Source organism: Sorangium sp. So ce362, assembly GCF_051519845.1.
Taxonomy (GTDB): domain Bacteria; phylum Myxococcota_A; class Polyangia; order Polyangiales; family Polyangiaceae; genus Sorangium.
In genome coordinates this window covers 4,424,685-4,440,606 of record NZ_CP150332.1, presented here as the reverse complement: position 1 = coordinate 4,440,606, position 15,922 = coordinate 4,424,685, and the positions used below count along the sequence as shown (strand labels likewise).

Annotated in this window: 9 protein-coding genes; 5 read left to right on the top strand and 4 right to left on the bottom strand. The window is 70.1% G+C overall.

Features of this window, described 5'->3' with window-relative positions; genetic code table 11:
* Nucleotides 1-1,245, bottom strand: a complete 1,245-nt coding sequence (locus tag WMF17_RS17195; RefSeq protein ID WP_437603163.1) for a YncE family protein — start codon at nucleotides 1,243-1,245, stop codon at nucleotides 1-3.
* A 256-nt stretch (nucleotides 1,246-1,501) separates the two neighbouring features.
* Between WMF17_RS17195 and WMF17_RS17190 the strand changes: the two genes are divergently transcribed.
* The 3 genes from WMF17_RS17190 to WMF17_RS17180 all read left to right on the top strand — a co-directional run bounded on the left by WMF17_RS17190 (nucleotide 1,502) and on the right by WMF17_RS17180 (nucleotide 8,070).
* On the top strand, nucleotides 1,502-4,030 hold the full coding sequence (locus WMF17_RS17190) for a catalase (protein ID WP_437650491.1): 2,529 nt from the start codon (nucleotides 1,502-1,504) through the stop codon (nucleotides 4,028-4,030).
* A 1,058-nt stretch (nucleotides 4,031-5,088) separates the two neighbouring features.
* Nucleotides 5,089-5,997: a glycoside hydrolase family 11 protein gene (locus WMF17_RS17185; protein ID WP_437650490.1), complete on the top strand. Its 909-nt coding sequence runs from the start codon at nucleotides 5,089-5,091 to the stop codon at nucleotides 5,995-5,997.
* Nucleotides 5,998-6,876: 879 nt separating this feature from the next.
* Nucleotides 6,877-8,070: a hypothetical protein gene (locus WMF17_RS17180; RefSeq protein WP_437603160.1), complete on the top strand. Its 1,194-nt coding sequence runs from the start codon at nucleotides 6,877-6,879 to the stop codon at nucleotides 8,068-8,070.
* Nucleotides 8,071-8,180: 110 nt separating this feature from the next.
* Here WMF17_RS17180 and WMF17_RS17175 read toward each other — a convergent pair whose 3' ends face one another.
* Entirely contained in the window at nucleotides 8,181-10,499 is a 2,319-nt protein-coding gene (locus tag WMF17_RS17175) for a nitric-oxide reductase large subunit (RefSeq protein WP_437603159.1), read from the bottom strand.
* A 206-nt stretch (nucleotides 10,500-10,705) separates the two neighbouring features.
* Here WMF17_RS17175 and norR point away from each other — a divergent pair, with 206 nt between their 5' ends.
* Nucleotides 10,706-12,274 (top strand): nitric oxide reductase transcriptional regulator NorR, encoded by a 1,569-nt coding sequence (gene norR, locus WMF17_RS17170; protein WP_437603158.1) that lies wholly within the window; start codon nucleotides 10,706-10,708, stop codon nucleotides 12,272-12,274.
* A 206-nt stretch (nucleotides 12,275-12,480) separates the two neighbouring features.
* A complete protein-coding gene (locus WMF17_RS17165; RefSeq protein WP_437603157.1) occupies nucleotides 12,481-13,794 on the top strand; it encodes a PQQ-dependent sugar dehydrogenase in 1,314 nt (437 codons plus the stop codon).
* A 35-nt stretch (nucleotides 13,795-13,829) separates the two neighbouring features.
* Here the strand turns inward: WMF17_RS17165 and WMF17_RS17160 are convergent, their stop codons facing one another.
* Nucleotides 13,830-15,320, bottom strand: coding sequence for an MFS transporter (locus WMF17_RS17160; protein WP_437603156.1), 1,491 nt, complete (start codon nucleotides 15,318-15,320; stop codon nucleotides 13,830-13,832).
* Nucleotides 15,317-15,862 carry a hypothetical protein gene (locus tag WMF17_RS17155; RefSeq protein WP_437650489.1) on the bottom strand — a complete coding sequence of 182 codons (546 nt, stop codon included), beginning with the start codon at nucleotides 15,860-15,862 and terminating at the stop codon, nucleotides 15,317-15,319. The genes WMF17_RS17160 and WMF17_RS17155 overlap by 4 nt, the downstream gene beginning before the upstream one ends.
* Between the last annotated feature and the right edge of the window lie 60 nt (nucleotides 15,863-15,922).

Here is a 15,922-nt window from a genome sequence, read left to right as displayed (position 1 = left end):
TTATCGCGATCGCGCCCCCGCCGCGACGCGCGCGAACGCGTCGGGAAAGAGGCCCACCTCGGCCTCGCTGCGCGTCTCCAGCGTCTCGGGATCGAGCCGGAGCACCTTGCCCGGCGTCACGGTCTGGTCGCCCTCGCAGACGATGAAGAGCCCGTGCTCCTCGTCGAGCTCCGCGAGGTGCGGCCTGAAGCATTCCCCGCTGATGTTCCGGACGACAGCGTTGCTGTCGTCCTGGGTCATGCCGATCCGCACGATCGTGTCGGGCACCTGCGTCGGCACGTAGATGGCGCTCCCGTCAGGGGTCCACGCGCTGACATAGGGCGCGCCTATCGTGAGGATCGTCCTGGATTCGTCGAACGTCCCCGACGCGACATCGAAGAAGCGAACGTCCCTGCTGTCGGTGTTGCTCACGGCGATGGTCTTCTGATCGGGCGACATGACGGCGGCGTAGGGCCCGTACGACGACGAGTGGGCGTCGGACGGCAGCGGCGGCCCGACGGGGATGAGCTTCACCTCGGCGTCCGGGTCCGTCAGGTCGACGATCGCGAGGGCGTTGTCGCCATAACAGGCGACGTAGGCCCGGGCGCCGTCCGGCCGCGAGAGGGCGATCCCGTTCGCGGCCTTGCAGACCGGGATGAGCGTCGGCGCGGCGGCGCCATGAGGCCAGTCCGCGTCGGGCTCCAGGACCGCGAGCGATGAGCGCGCCGCCTCGGGGTCCTCCGGGTTGTCGAGCGCGCGCTTGAGATCGAAATGAGAGACGACCACGCGCCCGCCGTCCTCCGAGATCACGATGTCGCCCGGGTTGGCCTCGACGCGCACCTGCCCGAGGACGCGCAGGTCGTCGAGCGCGAGCTTCTGGACATAGCCGGCCACCGCGCTCCCGCCGTGCACCGCGTGGGGGCCGCTCGAGCCGGCGATGGCAGGGTACGACAGCGCGATGTAGAGCGCGCCGCCCGCGGCGTCCACGGCCACGCGGTGAGGCCCATCGATCGTCACGGGCTCGCGGCCCACGGGGCGGACGCCGAACCGCTCGCCGGTCTCGAGCGCGATGAGGGAGATCGTATCGGAGAGGCTATCGGTCACCACGCCCATTCCGCCGTCCGGAATCACGATCTCCGGGCGCCGGTTCGGATAGGCGTCGCCCTCGTAAGCACCGTGGCGAGTTTCGATGATGGGATCGGGGTCGCTGCAGCTCGCCAGCGCCGCCGCCGCGAGCGCACAACCCAGGAATCGCGCAATGACCATGGATGACCTCGAGACGAGCGCCGCCAGCCCGCGCACGCCGCATCGTAGCAGCCGCCCGCGCAGGACGCGGCTTGCCCTACCACAGATCAGCCCCGCCCGTGCGCTCCAGGAGGCGCCCGGCCGACGGCCGCTCCGTACGACCCTCGCCCCGGCGACGTCGGCGCCGAGCTCGCCCTCGAGGCACGTCAGGATGCGCGCGCGCTGGAGCGTTGGTGCGCTCCTTGCTGAAAGCCCCGGCTCCCCCGGAGGCCATCTCATGACCGATCGCAAACACCCCGCGAATCCCTCGTCCAAAGAGCCGGCACCGCGCGACAAGGGCGCGGGCAGCGCCAAGCAATCAATGGGCGGCCCGTCGGCGAAGCCGCGGGCGGCGCGGCCGAAGCGCAGCCTCCTCGAGCGCGCGGCGACCGCGCTCGGCAGCGGGACGAGCAGCGACGACGCCGGCGTGCGCAACGTCGCGGCCGCCGACCGCCTCGACGCGAAGGTCGACGCCACCGAAGCGCTCGTCGCCGCGATCCCCGAGAACGTGAACAAACCCGCCGAGTACGCGCTACGCGGCAAATTGCCTCAGCCGCCGCAAGGTGCCACGGCGAAGCCCGAGAACCTCGACGCCACCGCGAGCACGATCACCGAGAGCAACGAGTCCGAGAAGAACGGCGCCAAGGCGGCGCCGGGCGAGAATCCGAACCAGGGGCCGCTGCAGAAGCACCGCGTCGACTCGCTCGGCCGGGCGCTGACGACGAACCAGGGCGTCCCCGTAGGGGACAACCAGAACTCGCTGCGCGCGGGGCTGCGCGGCCCGACGCTGCTCGAAGACTTCATCCTGCGCGAGAAGATCACGCACTTCGACCACGAGCGCATCCCCGAGCGCGTCGTGCACGCGCGTGGCTCGGGCGCGCACGGCTACTTCGAGTGCACAGAAGACATCACCTCGCTCACCAGGGCCGCGCCCTTCGCGAAGGTCAGCAAGCGGACGCCGGTCTTCGTGCGCTTCTCGACCGTGGCGGGCGAGCGCGGCAGCGCCGACACGGTGCGCGACGTGCGCGGCTTCGCCGTGAAGTTCTACACCGACGATGGCAACTGGGACCTGGTCGGCAACAACATCCCCGTCTTCTTCATCCAGGACGCGATGAAGTTCCCCGACGTTGTGCACGCCGTCAAGCCCGAGCCGCACCACCAGATGCCGCAGGCCTCGAGCGCGCACGACACCTTCTGGGACTTCATCTCGCTCATGCCCGAGTCGATGCACATGGTCATGTGGCAGATGAGCGACCGGGCGATCCCGCGCAGCTTCCGCACGATGCAGGGCTTCGGCGTGCACACCTTCCGGCTCGTCAACGCGGCCGGCGAGGCGACGCTCGTGAAGTTCCACTGGACTCCCGTGCTCGGCACGCACTCGCTCGACTGGGACGAGGCGGTGAAGATCTCGGGCGCCGACCCCGACTTCCACCGCCGCGACCTCTGGGAGGCCATCGAGGGCGGCGCGTTCCCCGAGTACCTCTTGCAGATCCAGACGTTCACCGAGGCCGAGGCCGAGCGGTGGAGCTTCGACGTGCTCGACGCGACAAAGATCGTCCCGGAGGAGCTCGCGCCCCTGCGCACCGTCGGCCGGCTCGTCTTGAACCGCAACCCCGACAACTTCTTCGCCGAGACCGAGCAGGTCGCGTTCTGCACGCAGCACGTCGTCCCCGGCATCGACTTCACGAACGACCCCCTGCTGCAGGGGCGCAACTTCTCGTACCTCGACACGCAGCTCTCGCGCCTCGGCGGGCCGAACTTCCACGAGATCCCGATCAACGCGCCGATCGCCGAGGTGCACAACAACCAGCGCGACGGGTTCCACCGCCAGGCGATCCCCCGCGGCCGCGTGAGCTACGAGCCCAACTCGCTCGCCGGCGGCTGCCCCTTCCAGGCCGGCGCGCGCGGCTTCGCCTCGGTCGCCGAGCGGCTCCTGGCGCAGCAGGCCGCGACCGAGCCGAGCAAGCTGCGCGCGAAGCCCGAGAAGTTCGCCGACCACTTCACGCAGGCGCGCCTCTTCTGGGCGAGCCAGACGCCCGTCGAGCGCGAGCACATCGCGCGCGCCTTCCGCTTCGAGCTCACGCGCGTGCAGACGCAGGCCATCCGCGAGCGCATGGTCCGGATGCTGCGGAACGTCGACGAGGGGCTGGCCGCGCGCGTCGCGGCCGACCTCGGCATGCCGCTCCCCGAGCCGCTCTCGATGGTGGCGCCGCCCATCAAGGACCCCGAGGTCGCTGTGTCGCCGGCCCTGTCGCTGTTCGCCCGGCCCGGCGACGGCCGCATCCTCGGCCGCCGCGTCGCGCTCCTCGTCGCCGACGGCGTGAGCGGCGCGGCGTCGGGCGCCCTCTACGACGCGCTGCTGCTCGCCGGCGCGGTGCCCCGCTACGTCGGCGCGCGCCTCGGCGTGGTGCGCACCGCCGAGGGCGACGAGCTGCCGGTCGAGGTCACGATCGAGGCCGCCCCGAGCGTCCTCTTCGACGCCGCGGTGCTGCCGCCCGGCGCGGGCGCGGCGGCGCTGGCGCGCGACGGGCTCGCGGTCGAGTTCGTCCAGCTCCAGTACCGCCACTGCAAGCCCCTGCTCGTCCCGGCGTCGGCCGCGCCGCTCGCCGAGGCCGCGGGCGTGAGGGCCGCCGAGGCCGGCGCGGGCGCCGACCCGGGCCTGCTCGCCACGCCCGACGACGCGGTGGCCGCGGCGGCCCCGGCGTTCATCGAGGCGATCGCCATGCACCGCGCGTGGCAACGCCAGACCGAGCCGCCGGCGGTCTGACGGAGCGATCTCCGAAGGCCACGACCGCCCCTGCAACGTGGGCGTCTCCCGATCGATCCACTCTCAGCGGCTCCTCCTGCTCCTCATGGAACGCGCGGTGATTGTGCGGGTCGGATGGCCTGCCGCCGTGGAGTGCGTGTCTGCCGGATGGCCGGAACGCCGCCGCTCGCGCCCGCCGCTCGCGCCCGCTGGCAGGCTCACCGATACGCTGAGATCGATGGTCTTGCCGCCGTGCTCCCGAGCCGGGCGTCTCGCCACCCACGGTAGATCCGCAGGCGAGTCCCATGAGGGCAAGACCCGCTGCAAATGCTGTCCAATCCACCGCGCCGACCCGCGCGAATTTTGCGATGGGCTCGAATCCCCGCCGTCCCGGATTTCGATCTCCAGATCAGCCTCTACCCTCTCGCCTCCGGTACCACCTGCTCGACTCCGCACTCATAGAATCCAGAGGGACTGACATTTTTTACCTTCAATGCGCCGAGGCACGTGGAGCTCGAGCCCCGCAGGCTGTGCAGTGAAGACGGCCCCTTCCATGCATGGATCAGCTGTTGATACAGCTTCATTTTTCCAGGCGAGAGGCGGATCCCGGACGTCGAGCGGGTCGAGGTGACCGTGCGCGTCGGCGTGCCGCGGCTCGCGACGCTCGGCCTGCTCGGGCGGGCGGCGCCGGTGGCGCGGGGGGATTCCGGGGGGCGCCGCGCCCGCTGGCGGAGGGGATCCCGTAGGAACGAGGGTGACGGCGAGCGGATGGATGTGCTGTCGGCCACAGAGGCGTTCGAGGGGGCGGACGGAGATCGAGCCTCGGCTGGCCCTGGGCCGGAAGCTGAAGCGCTCGTCCGGGTCGCTGGCCATCGAATGTTAGTACTATTCGTGATCAAGAAGTCGGTTGCCGGGAATTTAGACCTGGCCAAGGAGGAAACGTGCGTCCAGCTTCACTACAAACTTACGCTCTTGTCTTCGGGTTCGTTGCCGTTGGCTGCTCGGGCTCCGACGATTCATCTGGGGATCCCGGGTCGGGTGGCAGCGCGGCTGGGACGGGCGGCGCGACAACGGGTAGCGTGAGCACGGGTAGCGGCACCGGCGGTGCGGCTAGCTCGGGCGGGTCGACCAGCGCGACAACGGGCGGCTCGACAACGAGCGGCGCGACAACGAGCGGCGCGACAACGGGCGGCGCGACAACGAGCGGCTCGACAACGAGTGGCTCGACAACGAGCGGCTCGACAACGAGTGGCTCGACAACGAGCGGGACCGGCGGTTCGGGCGGGAACGGCGGCTCGGGCGGGACCGGCGGCTCGGGCGGGACCGGCGGCTCGGGCGGGACCGGCGGCTCGGACGGACCCGCGAGCTCAAGCACGACCGGCGGCACACCTGTCGCGTGCACGGAGGCCGACAAGAGGGTCTGCAGCGATGGCATCGGCACCCATTGCGGACTCACCTACGAGTACTGGAAGGACCGAGGGGAAGGGTGCCTGACCAACACGGCGGATGGCTTCAGCGTAGAGTGGAGCAACATCAACAACTTGTTGGGCCGCAAAGGCGTGAGACCGGGGGGGAAGAACAATATCGTCACGTACGAGGCCAACTACCGGCCGAACGGCAACTCCTACCTGGGCGTCTATGGGTGGACGACGGGCCCGCTCATCGAGTATTACATCATCGATAGCTGGGGCACCTGGCGGCCGCCGGGCGGAGAAGGGTTCGTGGGCACCGTCGACAGCGACGGAGGCACCTACGACATCTACAAGACCCAGCGAGTCAACCAGCCTTCCATCGAAGGCACCGCGACGTTCTATCAGTTCTGGAGCGTCCGGAAGGACAAGCGCACGAGCGGAACCATCACCGTCGCCAACCACTTCGACGCGTGGGGGCGCCAGGGGCTGACCCTGGGGAAATTCTATGAGGTCTCGCTGGTCGTGGAAGGATATCAGAGCAGCGGTAGCGCTGATGTGAAGGTCTCGATTGACTGAACGCTGGGCCTTGAGCATCGCCTCGGCCAGCAACTAGAAGAAGTACGCGTCCACGGTCCGGGAGAGCGCTGAATCGCCGGCGCCCAGGGCATACGAACGGCGCTCTCCCGGAATCTCAGGTGGCGGGTCACGGTGTCAGGCGGCTTGTGTCGGGTGGCGGCACGACCGCCGGCACCGGGGACCCGCAGGCTGCGGAGTGAAGGCGGCCCTTTCGATGCGCGGATAGGTTGTTGATACAGCGTCACCTTTTTACGAAGGAGGCGGATCGCGCAAGGAAACTTCTATCACTCGAGGTGAGCGTGGCGATTCGCCATTGACACGCTCGAATCGCTTTGTTCTTCCTGTCTCCTCGGCTCATCCAAGAGACGACGACGATCTCTTCGTAGCGAATTTTACACCCGCTTATCTGCCCGCGAGCCTCGCGCTCTGCAATGCAACCAGCTGTTGGCCGAGGCCCCATCTGGCGCCTCTCCCAGCGGCTGAGCGGGAGCGCGCACCTGGCATCCAGCGGTCACTAGGAGCACCATGCGAATCAACGATCAGGCAGGCCTGTCCACCGTGTCCTTCGGCAAGATATCGCAGCGCACGCTCGGTTTCCTCTCATGCGTTGCAGCCCTCCTGCTGGGGGCCTGTAGCGGCGAAGATCCCGATTTCGGGGGCACCGCTGGAGCCGGAGGCGCGGGCACCCCGGGAGCAGGGGGAGCGAGCGGCACCTCTTCCTCCGTCACCAGCGGCGCCGACGCGTCCACCGCCACCGCGACCACGGGCTCCTCGTCCACCGGACAGGCCGCCGGCAGCGGAGGCTCGAGCGGAGCGGGCGGCGCACACTCGACGGATCATTGCCTGGTCGGTTTCGATCCCCATCCCAGCGACGCGACGATGAAAGACGGTCCGGCGGAGTTCAGCAAGAACAGCCAGATCGATCTCACGGTTCAGCCGGAGGTCATCGCCTGGATGGAGCAGAACGAATGGCAAGCCGCCCATTTCGAGTGGCACAGCATCCGGCGCTGCGGCGGCGGCGGGTTCGGGGGGATGAGCAGGGTCAATATCTGCAGCTCGTCGGTCCCGGTTCCGTCGGACCAGGAGTGCAAGACGACGGGCGATGGCTTCCAGTTCCTCGCCATGCATCGGCACATGATCCAGTCGTTGAAGCAGCTCTGGCCGAAGCACTCCGAGCAGTTCGAGGGTTTCAAGAAGTTCCCCACGACGGCGGAGGAGCTGCCCGAGCAGTGGAGAGCGGACTTCAGGGCCTGGAGCGCCACGACGCTCGCCAACGCGAAGATCGCCGACGAGATCGACAAGCCGGAGAACCTGAGCCGCTTCCCGGACGAAGGCGCGTTCGGAATGTGGCTCCAGTGCTTCGCCGGTCAAGCCATCCCCGGCGCAAGTGTGTCGGCCAGCGGCCTGCACGGGGATCTCCATTTCAAGTGGGTACGCAGCAACAACACCGACCACGGCCTCGGCAACCAGTTCACGAACATCGACAACTACATGTTCTGGAAGCTGCACGGCTGGATCGACAACGTCTGGGAGAAGTACCGCGTCGCCAAGGGCATGTCGCCCACCGACCAGAAGCTGAAGGACGCGGTAGCGGCCCAGTGTTACGAGATGGACGCGATCGCTCAGGTCATCAATCCTGAGCTGAAGCCGGATCCCGTCGATCCCCTCCCCACGGAGTCCGGCGTGTTCCACACCACGGTCCGTCCGATCCTCGAGAGCGACGTCAACAAGTGCAGCGGTTGCCACGCGGCGCAATCGACCGGTCCCCAAGCAGGCCTGTCGCTCGGCGGCGACGTCAGCTCGGCGGACATCGTCGCGGGCCTCGTCAATCAGGCATCCAAGTACGGCGGGCAGTTCAGGCTCGTGGTGCCGGGAAACCCGGACCAGAGCTGGCTCTACCTCAAGGCCGCAGGGACGGCTGCGAACGCAGGATGCAGGCCCTCCGGCGGCGCCAGCTGCCTCACGGGCGTCATGCCACAGTCCGCGGACGGCAAGCCGACCCTGACGAGCACCGAGCTCGCGACCCTCCGCAAGTGGATCCAAGACGGCGCGCCCGCCCCGACGGCGCGGTAGACTCGCCCCGATCCGCCTCACCCACGGGCCGCTCGCCCCTGCTCGGGAGCGGCCCGTGGGTGGCATCTCGCGCAGCTGTGAGGCGGGCGCCCGCGACGGATGAGGGTGGCTCAGGCCGCCGGCGCGCGGCTCGCCGCCGGAGCGGCCATCGCCGCCGCCTCGCCGGCCGCCGCGGGCCGCGCCGAGGCGGCCCCCGCCGGCCGCCGGGTCCAGAGCCCGGCGACGAACGCCACGAAGGCCATGACGCCGACGATGAACAGGGTGTCTCCGACGAGCCGCATCCAGCGCAGCGCCTCGATCACCGGCTGCTGGAGGAAGTCGGCGCTCCGCGCGTACCACAGGCCGCGGTCGACGCTGGCCCACGCCTGCGCGAGCCCGATCGGCAGGAGGCTCAGGGCGATCATGAGCGCGAGCCCGCCGTTCATCCCCCAGAACGCCAGCCGGAGCCGCGCGTCGCTCCACACCGCGTCAGGGCGCAGGCGGCGGAGCATCACGAGCACGAGGCCGAGCGAGAGCAGCCCGTAGACGCCGAAGAGGGCGGCGTGCGCGTGCACGGGCGTCGTGTTCAGGCCCTGCATGTAATAGAGGGCGAGCGGCGGGTTGATGAGGAACCCGAACACGCCAGCTCCCACGAAGTTCCAGAACGCGACGGCGACGAAGAACTGGATGGGCCAGCGATAGGCCTGCATCCACGCGCTCCGGTGCTGCATCTGCCACGTCTCGTGCGCCTCCATCCCCACGAGGACGAGCGGCACGACCTCCAGGGCGCTGAAGCTCGCGCCGACGGCCATCACCGAGACCGGCGTGCCGCTGAAGTAGAGGTGGTGGAACGTGCCGGGGATGCCCGAGATGAGGAAGATGCAGGTGGACAGGATCGCGGCGCGCGCCGCGCTGTCGGGCCGCACGAGGCCGAACCGCGTGAACAGGAAGGCGATCGCGGCGGTGGCGAAGACCTCCATGAACCCCTCGACCCAGAGGTGCACGACCCACCAGCGCCAGTACTCCATGACCGAGAGGTGGGTCTTCGCGCCGTAGAACAGGCCCACGCCGTAGAACAGCCCGATCGCGACGGTCGCGCCGGTGAAGAGGATCACGATGTGCCGGCTCAGGTCGCGCCGCGCGAGGGCGGGCCAGAGCGCGCGCAGCATCAGGAAGAGCCAGAGGATGAGGCCGCCGAAGAGGGCGATCTGGAAGGCGCGGCCGAGGTCGACGTACTCGTACCCCTGGTGGCCGAACCAGAACGACGTCTCGAGGGCAAACCACTGCTTGACCGCCAGCCACTCTCCGGCGAGCGAGCCGAAGACGACGAAGACGAGCGCCCCGAAGAGGACGTTGACGCCGAGCCGCTGCCCCCTCGGCTCGCGCCCGCCCACGGCCGGCGCGAGGAAGAGCCCCGACGCGAGGAAGGCCGTCGCGATCCAGAAGACGCCGAGCTGGACGTGCCAGGTGCGCGTGACCGCATACGGGAGGTAGTCCGCGACCGGCACGCCGAAGACCTCGTGTCCCTCGACCGTGTAGTGCGCGGTCAGCGCGCCGAGCCCGACCTGGAGCACGAGCAGGGCGACCACGACGACGCAGTACTTGCCGATGGCGCGCATCGACGGGGTGAGCTCCCACCCGCCCAGCGGATCGCGCTCCGGCGCGGGGGCGGCCGGCTCCTCGCTGCGGCGGAACGCGTGATACCAGACGAGGGCGCCGATCCCGGCGAGCAGCAGGACGATGCTCACGACCGACCAGATGACGTTGGCGGTCGTGGGGACGTTGCCGATGAGCGGCTCGTGAGGCCAGTTGTTCGTGTAGCTGGCGCCGGTGCCGGGGCGCTCCGCGGCGCAGGACCACGCGGTCCAGAAGAAGAACGCCGTCAGCTTGTCGCGCCGCCCAGCGTCGGGGACCGCGCCCGTGTGCAGCGCGTAGCTCTCGCGCAGGTCCGTGAGGCCCGGCTCGTCGCCGAACAGCGCGCGGTAGTGCGCCGCCGTCTCCTCGATCGCCCGGGCGCGATCGTCCGAGATCGTGAGCACCCCGGTCGCCGGGTCGACCCCGTTGTGGCGCATCGTCTTCTGGAGCCGCGCCTTGAGCGCGGCCTGCGCCTCGTCGGGCAGCGCCGCGAACGGCGCGCCGTGCTCTCGCTGGCTCCAGATCGACAGCAGCGCCTCGGCCTCGCGATGCAGCCAGTCGGCCGACCAGTCCGGCGCCTGGTAGGCGCCGTGCCCCCAGACGCTGCCGACCTGCTGTCCGCCGATGCTCTGGTAGACCAGCTGCCCATCGAGGATATCGTCCTTCGTGAGCAGCACCCTGCCTGCCGGGGTCTGCACGATCTCGGGGATCGGCGGGGCCTTCCGGTATACCTCCCGGCCCATGAAGCCGAGGATCAAGAATCCAGCGGTGATGACGGCGGCGAGCGCCAGCCAGAGTCGTCGTAGGTTATGCATATCGACCTCGTTGTTCACGTGAGCCAGGCGCGCGCCCGCGCCTCCGCGGCGCGGCTCGGGGGCTCCGGTCGTGATGCCGGGCCATGAAGCAGGCGGCGTGCCGCTCGGCTGCGCCCCTTCGTCTCCTGCATCCAGGCGGCCAATGTTGCGCTTTTTGCAACACGTTGACGTTGTATTTTTTACAACGATGTTGTATCATCCACAACATGCCGAGCCTGAAGGCGCTGCTGTCGGTGGCGCTGGATCTCACGACGTCGCTGGGGGCCGAGGATCGTTACCGGCGCCTGCTCGAGGCGGTGCGGCACGTGGTGCCGTGCGATGCGGCGTGCCTGATGCGGTACGACGACGGCGTGCTGGTGCCCCTCGCGGCGCACGGGCTCACGCCGGAGGTGCTGGGGCGCACGTTTTGCGCCAGGGCGCACCCGCGGCTCGACCTCCTCTGCCATGCCGAGGCGCCGGTGCGCTTCCCGTCGGACACCGATCTTCCGGATCCGTTCGACGGGCTGCTCGCGTCGGACGCGACCGCGCTCGCGCACGTCCACGCGTGCCTCGGCTGCCCGCTGCGGGTGGAGGGCGCGCTGATCGGGCTCTTGACGACCGACGCGCTCGATCCGCGCGCCTTCGACGGGGTGGACGCGAGGACGCTCTCCTGGCTGGGCGCGCTGGCCGGGGCGGCGATGCGCACGAGCCAGCTCATCGACGCGCTCGAGCACAGCGCCGAGCGGCTCGGCCTCGTGGCGGAGGATCTCCGGCAAGCCGCGGAGCGGGAGCGGGGCGCCGACCTGCTCGGGACGAGCCCGGCGATGCAGAAGCTGCGGGACGAGATCGCGCTCGTGGGGCCGTCGGATCTCACGGTGCTGATCACGGGCGAGACCGGCGTGGGCAAGGAGCTCGTGGCGCGGGCGGTCCACGCGGCGTCGAAGCGGCGGGGCGAGCCGCTGCTGCACGTGAACTGCGCGGCGCTGCCCGAGTCGGTGGCCGAGAGCGAGCTGTTCGGGCACGTGCGCGGCGCCTTCACCGGGGCGGAGCAGAGCCGGCCCGGCAAGCTCGAGGTGGCCGACGGGGGGACGCTGTTCCTCGACGAGATCGGCGAGCTGCCGCCGTCGATCCAGCCGAAGCTGCTGCGGGCGCTGCAGGAGGGCGAGGTGCAGCGGGTGGGCGCGGATCGGTCGCTGCGCGTCGATGTCCGCGTCGTGGCGGCCACGAACCGCGATATCGAGAAGGAGGTGGCCGCGGGGCGCTTCCGGGCGGACCTGTTCCACCGGCTCAACGTCTATCGCGTGGCGGTGCCGCCGCTGCGCGAGCGGAGGAGCGATATCCCGCTGCTCGCGGGCCATTTCTGCGACGCGGCGCGCGCGCGGCTCGGGGTGGGCCCGGTGCGGCTCACGCAGGCGGCGCGCGAGCTGCTCATGGACGGCCCGTGGCCGGGCAACGTGCGCGAGCTGGAGAACACGCTGTTCCGGATGGTGCTGCAGGCGTCGCGGGGCGTGCCGCGCGGGGCGCCCGTGGTGCTGGAGCCGGCGCACCTCGGCGGGAGCTTCGCGGCCGCGGCGCCGCCGCCCCGGGCCGAGGGGGCGGAGGACGCCAAGGGCGACGGCGGCGAGGCGCCGCCCGCGGCGGGGGCGACGCTGCACGAGCGGGTCGACGCCTACCAGCGCGCGCTCATCCAGGAGGCCGTGGCGCAGCACGACGGCAACTGGGCCGCCGCGGCGCGGTCCCTCGGGATGCACCGCAGCAACCTGCACCACCTCGCGAAGCGGCTCGGGCTGCGGTGAGGCGCGCCTGCCGCGGGGCCACCGCGGCGGGAGGAGCCGAGTTCCCGGGGACGCCCGGGTGAGGCGTTCATGGGACAGCGTTCCATGCAAGTCGAGATGATGGGCGGGCTCATCGGTCCAAGGGAGCGGTGGACAGAGGAGGAGCCGAGTGGCAACCAGTGTCCATGGACAACCGAAGATCAGACCGCCGGTGGGCCCGGCGTGGGGTGGCTCAGGCGCTCCTGATCGGCGCGGGCGCGCTGGCCTCGTGCTCGCCCAAGCGCGCCGAGGTCACGCCGCAGCCAGCGCCCACCGACAGGATCCTCACCGGCGCTGACGCGCTGGGCGACTGGACAACGGACGCGCCGGGGGTGAAGCGCAAGATCACCGTCGCCGATCTCCCCCCGCCCAACGAGGAGGAGTCGGTGGTCAACAGGCCAAGCAAGGCAGATCGTCCAGCCGGTGTGTTCCCCAAAGTCCCGTCGGGATTCACCGTGACCGAGCTCGCCACGGGGCTGGAGGAGCCCCGCGTCGTGCAGGTGGCGCCGAACGGCGACGTGTTCGTGGCCGAGAGCAAGGCGGACCGGGTGACGGTGCTCCGGGACACGGACGGCGATGGCAAGGCCGACGTCCGCAGCGCCTTTGCCGAGGATCTCAACCGCCCCTTCGGCATCGCCTTCTATCCGGCCGGCGCCGATGCGCCGACGCACGTGTACATCGCGAACACCGACAGCGTTGTGCGGTTCCCTTACAAGGCGGGCGACACAAAGGCCAGCGGCCCGGCCGAGCCGCTGGTCACCAACATCCCCTCGGGCAAGGAAGCGGTGGGCGGCGGGGGCCACTGGACCCGCGATATCGCCTTCAGCAAGGACAGCCAGCGAATGTTCGTGTCGGTGGGATCCCGCTCCAACGTCGACGACGACGAGGACGAGATCCGGCGCGCCTGCATCCTGGCCTTCACCCCCGACGGCAAGAACGAGACGCTCCATGCGTCCGGCCTCCGCAACCCGGTCGGCCTGGCCATCGAGCCGGCGACGGGCGCGCTCTGGACCAGCGTGAACGAGCGCGACGAGCTGGGCGACAACCTGGTCCCCGATTACGTGACGCGCGTGCAAGAGGGCGGCTTCTACGGCTGGCCCTGGTACTACCTCGGCCCGCACCAGGATCCGCGTCACCAGGGCAAGCGCCCCGAGCTGAGGGACAAGGTCATCGTGCCGGACGTGCTGATCCAGTCGCACTCGGCGTCCCTCGACCTCTGCTTCTACACGGGCCAGCAGTTCCCGGCCGACTACCAGGGCCACATCTTCGCCGCGGAGCACGGCTCGTGGAACCGCTCGCGGCGCACCGGCTACAAGGTGATCCGCATCCCGGTCAAGGACGGCAAGGCGGCCGGCTATTACGAGGACTTCATGACCGGATTCGTCACGAGCACCGGCGACGTGTGGGGTCGTCCGGTCGGCGTCGCGGTGGCCAGGGACGGCGCGCTGCTGGTGACCGACGACCAGAGCAACACCGTGTGGCGGGTGGCCTACGGCAAGTGAGACCACGAACCAAGGCGGCCGGCGAGCACGGAGCCTCACGTCGGTCGAGGGGCGGCCGAGGAGCGCCGCGTCACTCCCCGTACTTGCGTGCCACGGCCTTGTATTCGCGCCAGAGCTCCCCGTGCCGGACCGCGCGCAGCGCTCACGATGCCGGCGGTCAGGGCCAATACGGCTCCGATCCCAAGTCCGACCCGAGGCGCTACGTCGAGGGAGGTGGTGGTGAAGAGCAGGGTCATGAGAACCGCCCCCGCCGTCTGACCGGTCAGACGAGCGGTGCCTTGCATGCCGCCCGCCGCGCCGCTCCGTTCCGGTGGCGCCGAGAGGAACATGTTGCGGTTGTTCGGCACCTGAAAGAGGCCGAACCCCAGGCCGCAGACGATGACGAACGCGATGAGCAGCCGAGGGTCGCCCTGCAGCGGCCACACGGCGGTCGCCGCCAGGCCGAGGGCGAGGCAGGCGCCGCCGACAGCACAGAGCCACGCCGTCGGTATGCGGTCCGCAAGGCGACCGGCGACGACAGCTGTCGCAGCGACGGTTAGCGGCCAGGGCGTCATGTAGATCCCGGCCACGAGCGGCGTCTGCCCAAGCTGGTGTTGCAGGTAGAAGGGAAGCGCCACCAGGCCCGCCGTTTGGCCCGTGAAACAGCACACCGAAGCGATCGCCGAGATCCGGAACGATCTGCCGCGCAGCAGGTCGAGCGGGATCATCGGGGCGGCCTTCGGCATCTCCCGACGAACCAGCCCCATCAGGGCGATCGCCGCCATCGCGAGCAGCAGGCCGGCCGCGAGCGGCCGTGTCGGCAAGAGCTCGGCTCCGAGGACGAGCAGCGCAAAGGCGACGCCGTTCAGCGCCACGCTGCGCCCGTCGATCCGCTGCCCCGTTCCGGCGACCGGCGGAAGCGCGCGCGCGGCCAGCAGCGCCGTCGCGCCCACGGGGAGGTTCACCAGGAAGAGCCAAGGCCAGCCCATCCCCGCCAGGATCAGGGCGCCGATGGCGGGGCTCGCGGCCGACGAGAGCGCGACCGTCAGCGCGTTCCAGCCTATGGCGGCGCCGAGCTGCTCCGGAGGAACGGACAACCGCAAGAGGGCGACGCCCAGCGCCATCACGGCGGCGCCGCCAAGGCCCTGGACGAACCGGGCGGCGACGAGCCAAGGCAACGAGGGCGACAGGGCGCACAGCGCGGACGCCGCCGTGAATAGAGCGACACCCCAGACAAACACCCGGCGATAGCCGAGCCGTTCGCCGAGGGCTGCGCAGGGCAGGAGCGCCATGACGAGCGCGGTCTGGTACGCGGTGATGACGAGGACCGCCGAGGACGGCGTGGCGCTCAACGCGCGGGCCATCGTCGGCAAGGCGACGTTGGCCATGCCCGCGTCGAGCACCACCAGGCTCATGGCGCTCAACACAGCGGCGATCGCGAAGGCGCGTCGCGGCGATGGCAGCCCGGCGTCGGCGTGGGCCTGCTGCGGCGTGGATCGGTCCAGGGGGGGCATCTCGGCCCGCCCTTCGGCCAGAAGACGGGTCATGCTGCCGCCGTGGTCCAGACGCCGTTGCGTTCGACATACCGGGTGACCCGGTGCTCTTGCCGGTCCTCGACCCTCAGGTCTCGCTCCGTGAAGCGGAAGAGCAGGGCCGAGCTCGTCATGCACAGCGTGTCGTGAATGTCGCCGGGGAGGTACGCCTGGACCTGGCCGGCCCGCACCAGGGTCGAGTCCCTCTTCACCAGCCGGACCTGGCCGTCCGGGTCCTCCACGCGCGCGTAGGTCCCCATCTCGATTTCGCCCTGCTGCATCGCATAGATCACCCACCCTCTGCCGTGGTCGTGGGGTGGCCGATAGAGCCCGGCGTGCTCGGTGTGCGCTAAGAGCACGAACCCATGGGTGGGGTCGCGATACAGCTCCTCATTTGTGGGCGCGTTCCGGTGAAGCGCCGCGAGCCACGCCTCTGACGGCGAAGCCTTGAGAAGAGTCTCCAAATGCTGGCGGCACTCGGCGACCAGCTCGCTCGTCAGCGGCCCCCAGGCCGCCTTCGTGCCGTCGATGAATGTCTGCAGAGCGCTGTTGGCCATCGTCGTTCCCTCCGTTGAAGTGTCTCGGAAGGGTAGAGGGCCGCGTGACATACCGGAACG

Bases quoted from the DNA above. Each gene is read 5' to 3' on its own strand.
- WMF17_RS17195 (WP_437603163.1), bottom strand. From the start codon at position 1,245: ATGGTCATTGCGCGATTCCTGGGTTGTGCGCTCGCGGCGGCGGCGCTG.
- WMF17_RS17180 (WP_437603160.1), top strand. From the start codon at position 6,877: ATGAAAGACGGTCCGGCGGAGTTCAGCAAGAACAGCCAGATCGATCTC.
- WMF17_RS17160 (WP_437603156.1), bottom strand. From the start codon at position 15,320: ATGACCCGTCTTCTGGCCGAAGGGCGGGCCGAGATGCCCCCCCTGGAC.
- WMF17_RS17155 (WP_437650489.1), bottom strand. From the start codon at position 15,862: ATGGCCAACAGCGCTCTGCAGACATTCATCGACGGCACGAAGGCGGCC.
- norR (WP_437603158.1), top strand. From the start codon at position 10,706: ATGCCGAGCCTGAAGGCGCTGCTGTCGGTGGCGCTGGATCTCACGACG.
- WMF17_RS17175 (WP_437603159.1), bottom strand. From the start codon at position 10,499: ATGCATAACCTACGACGACTCTGGCTGGCGCTCGCCGCCGTCATCACC.
- WMF17_RS17190 (WP_437650491.1), top strand. From the start codon at position 1,502: ATGACCGATCGCAAACACCCCGCGAATCCCTCGTCCAAAGAGCCGGCA.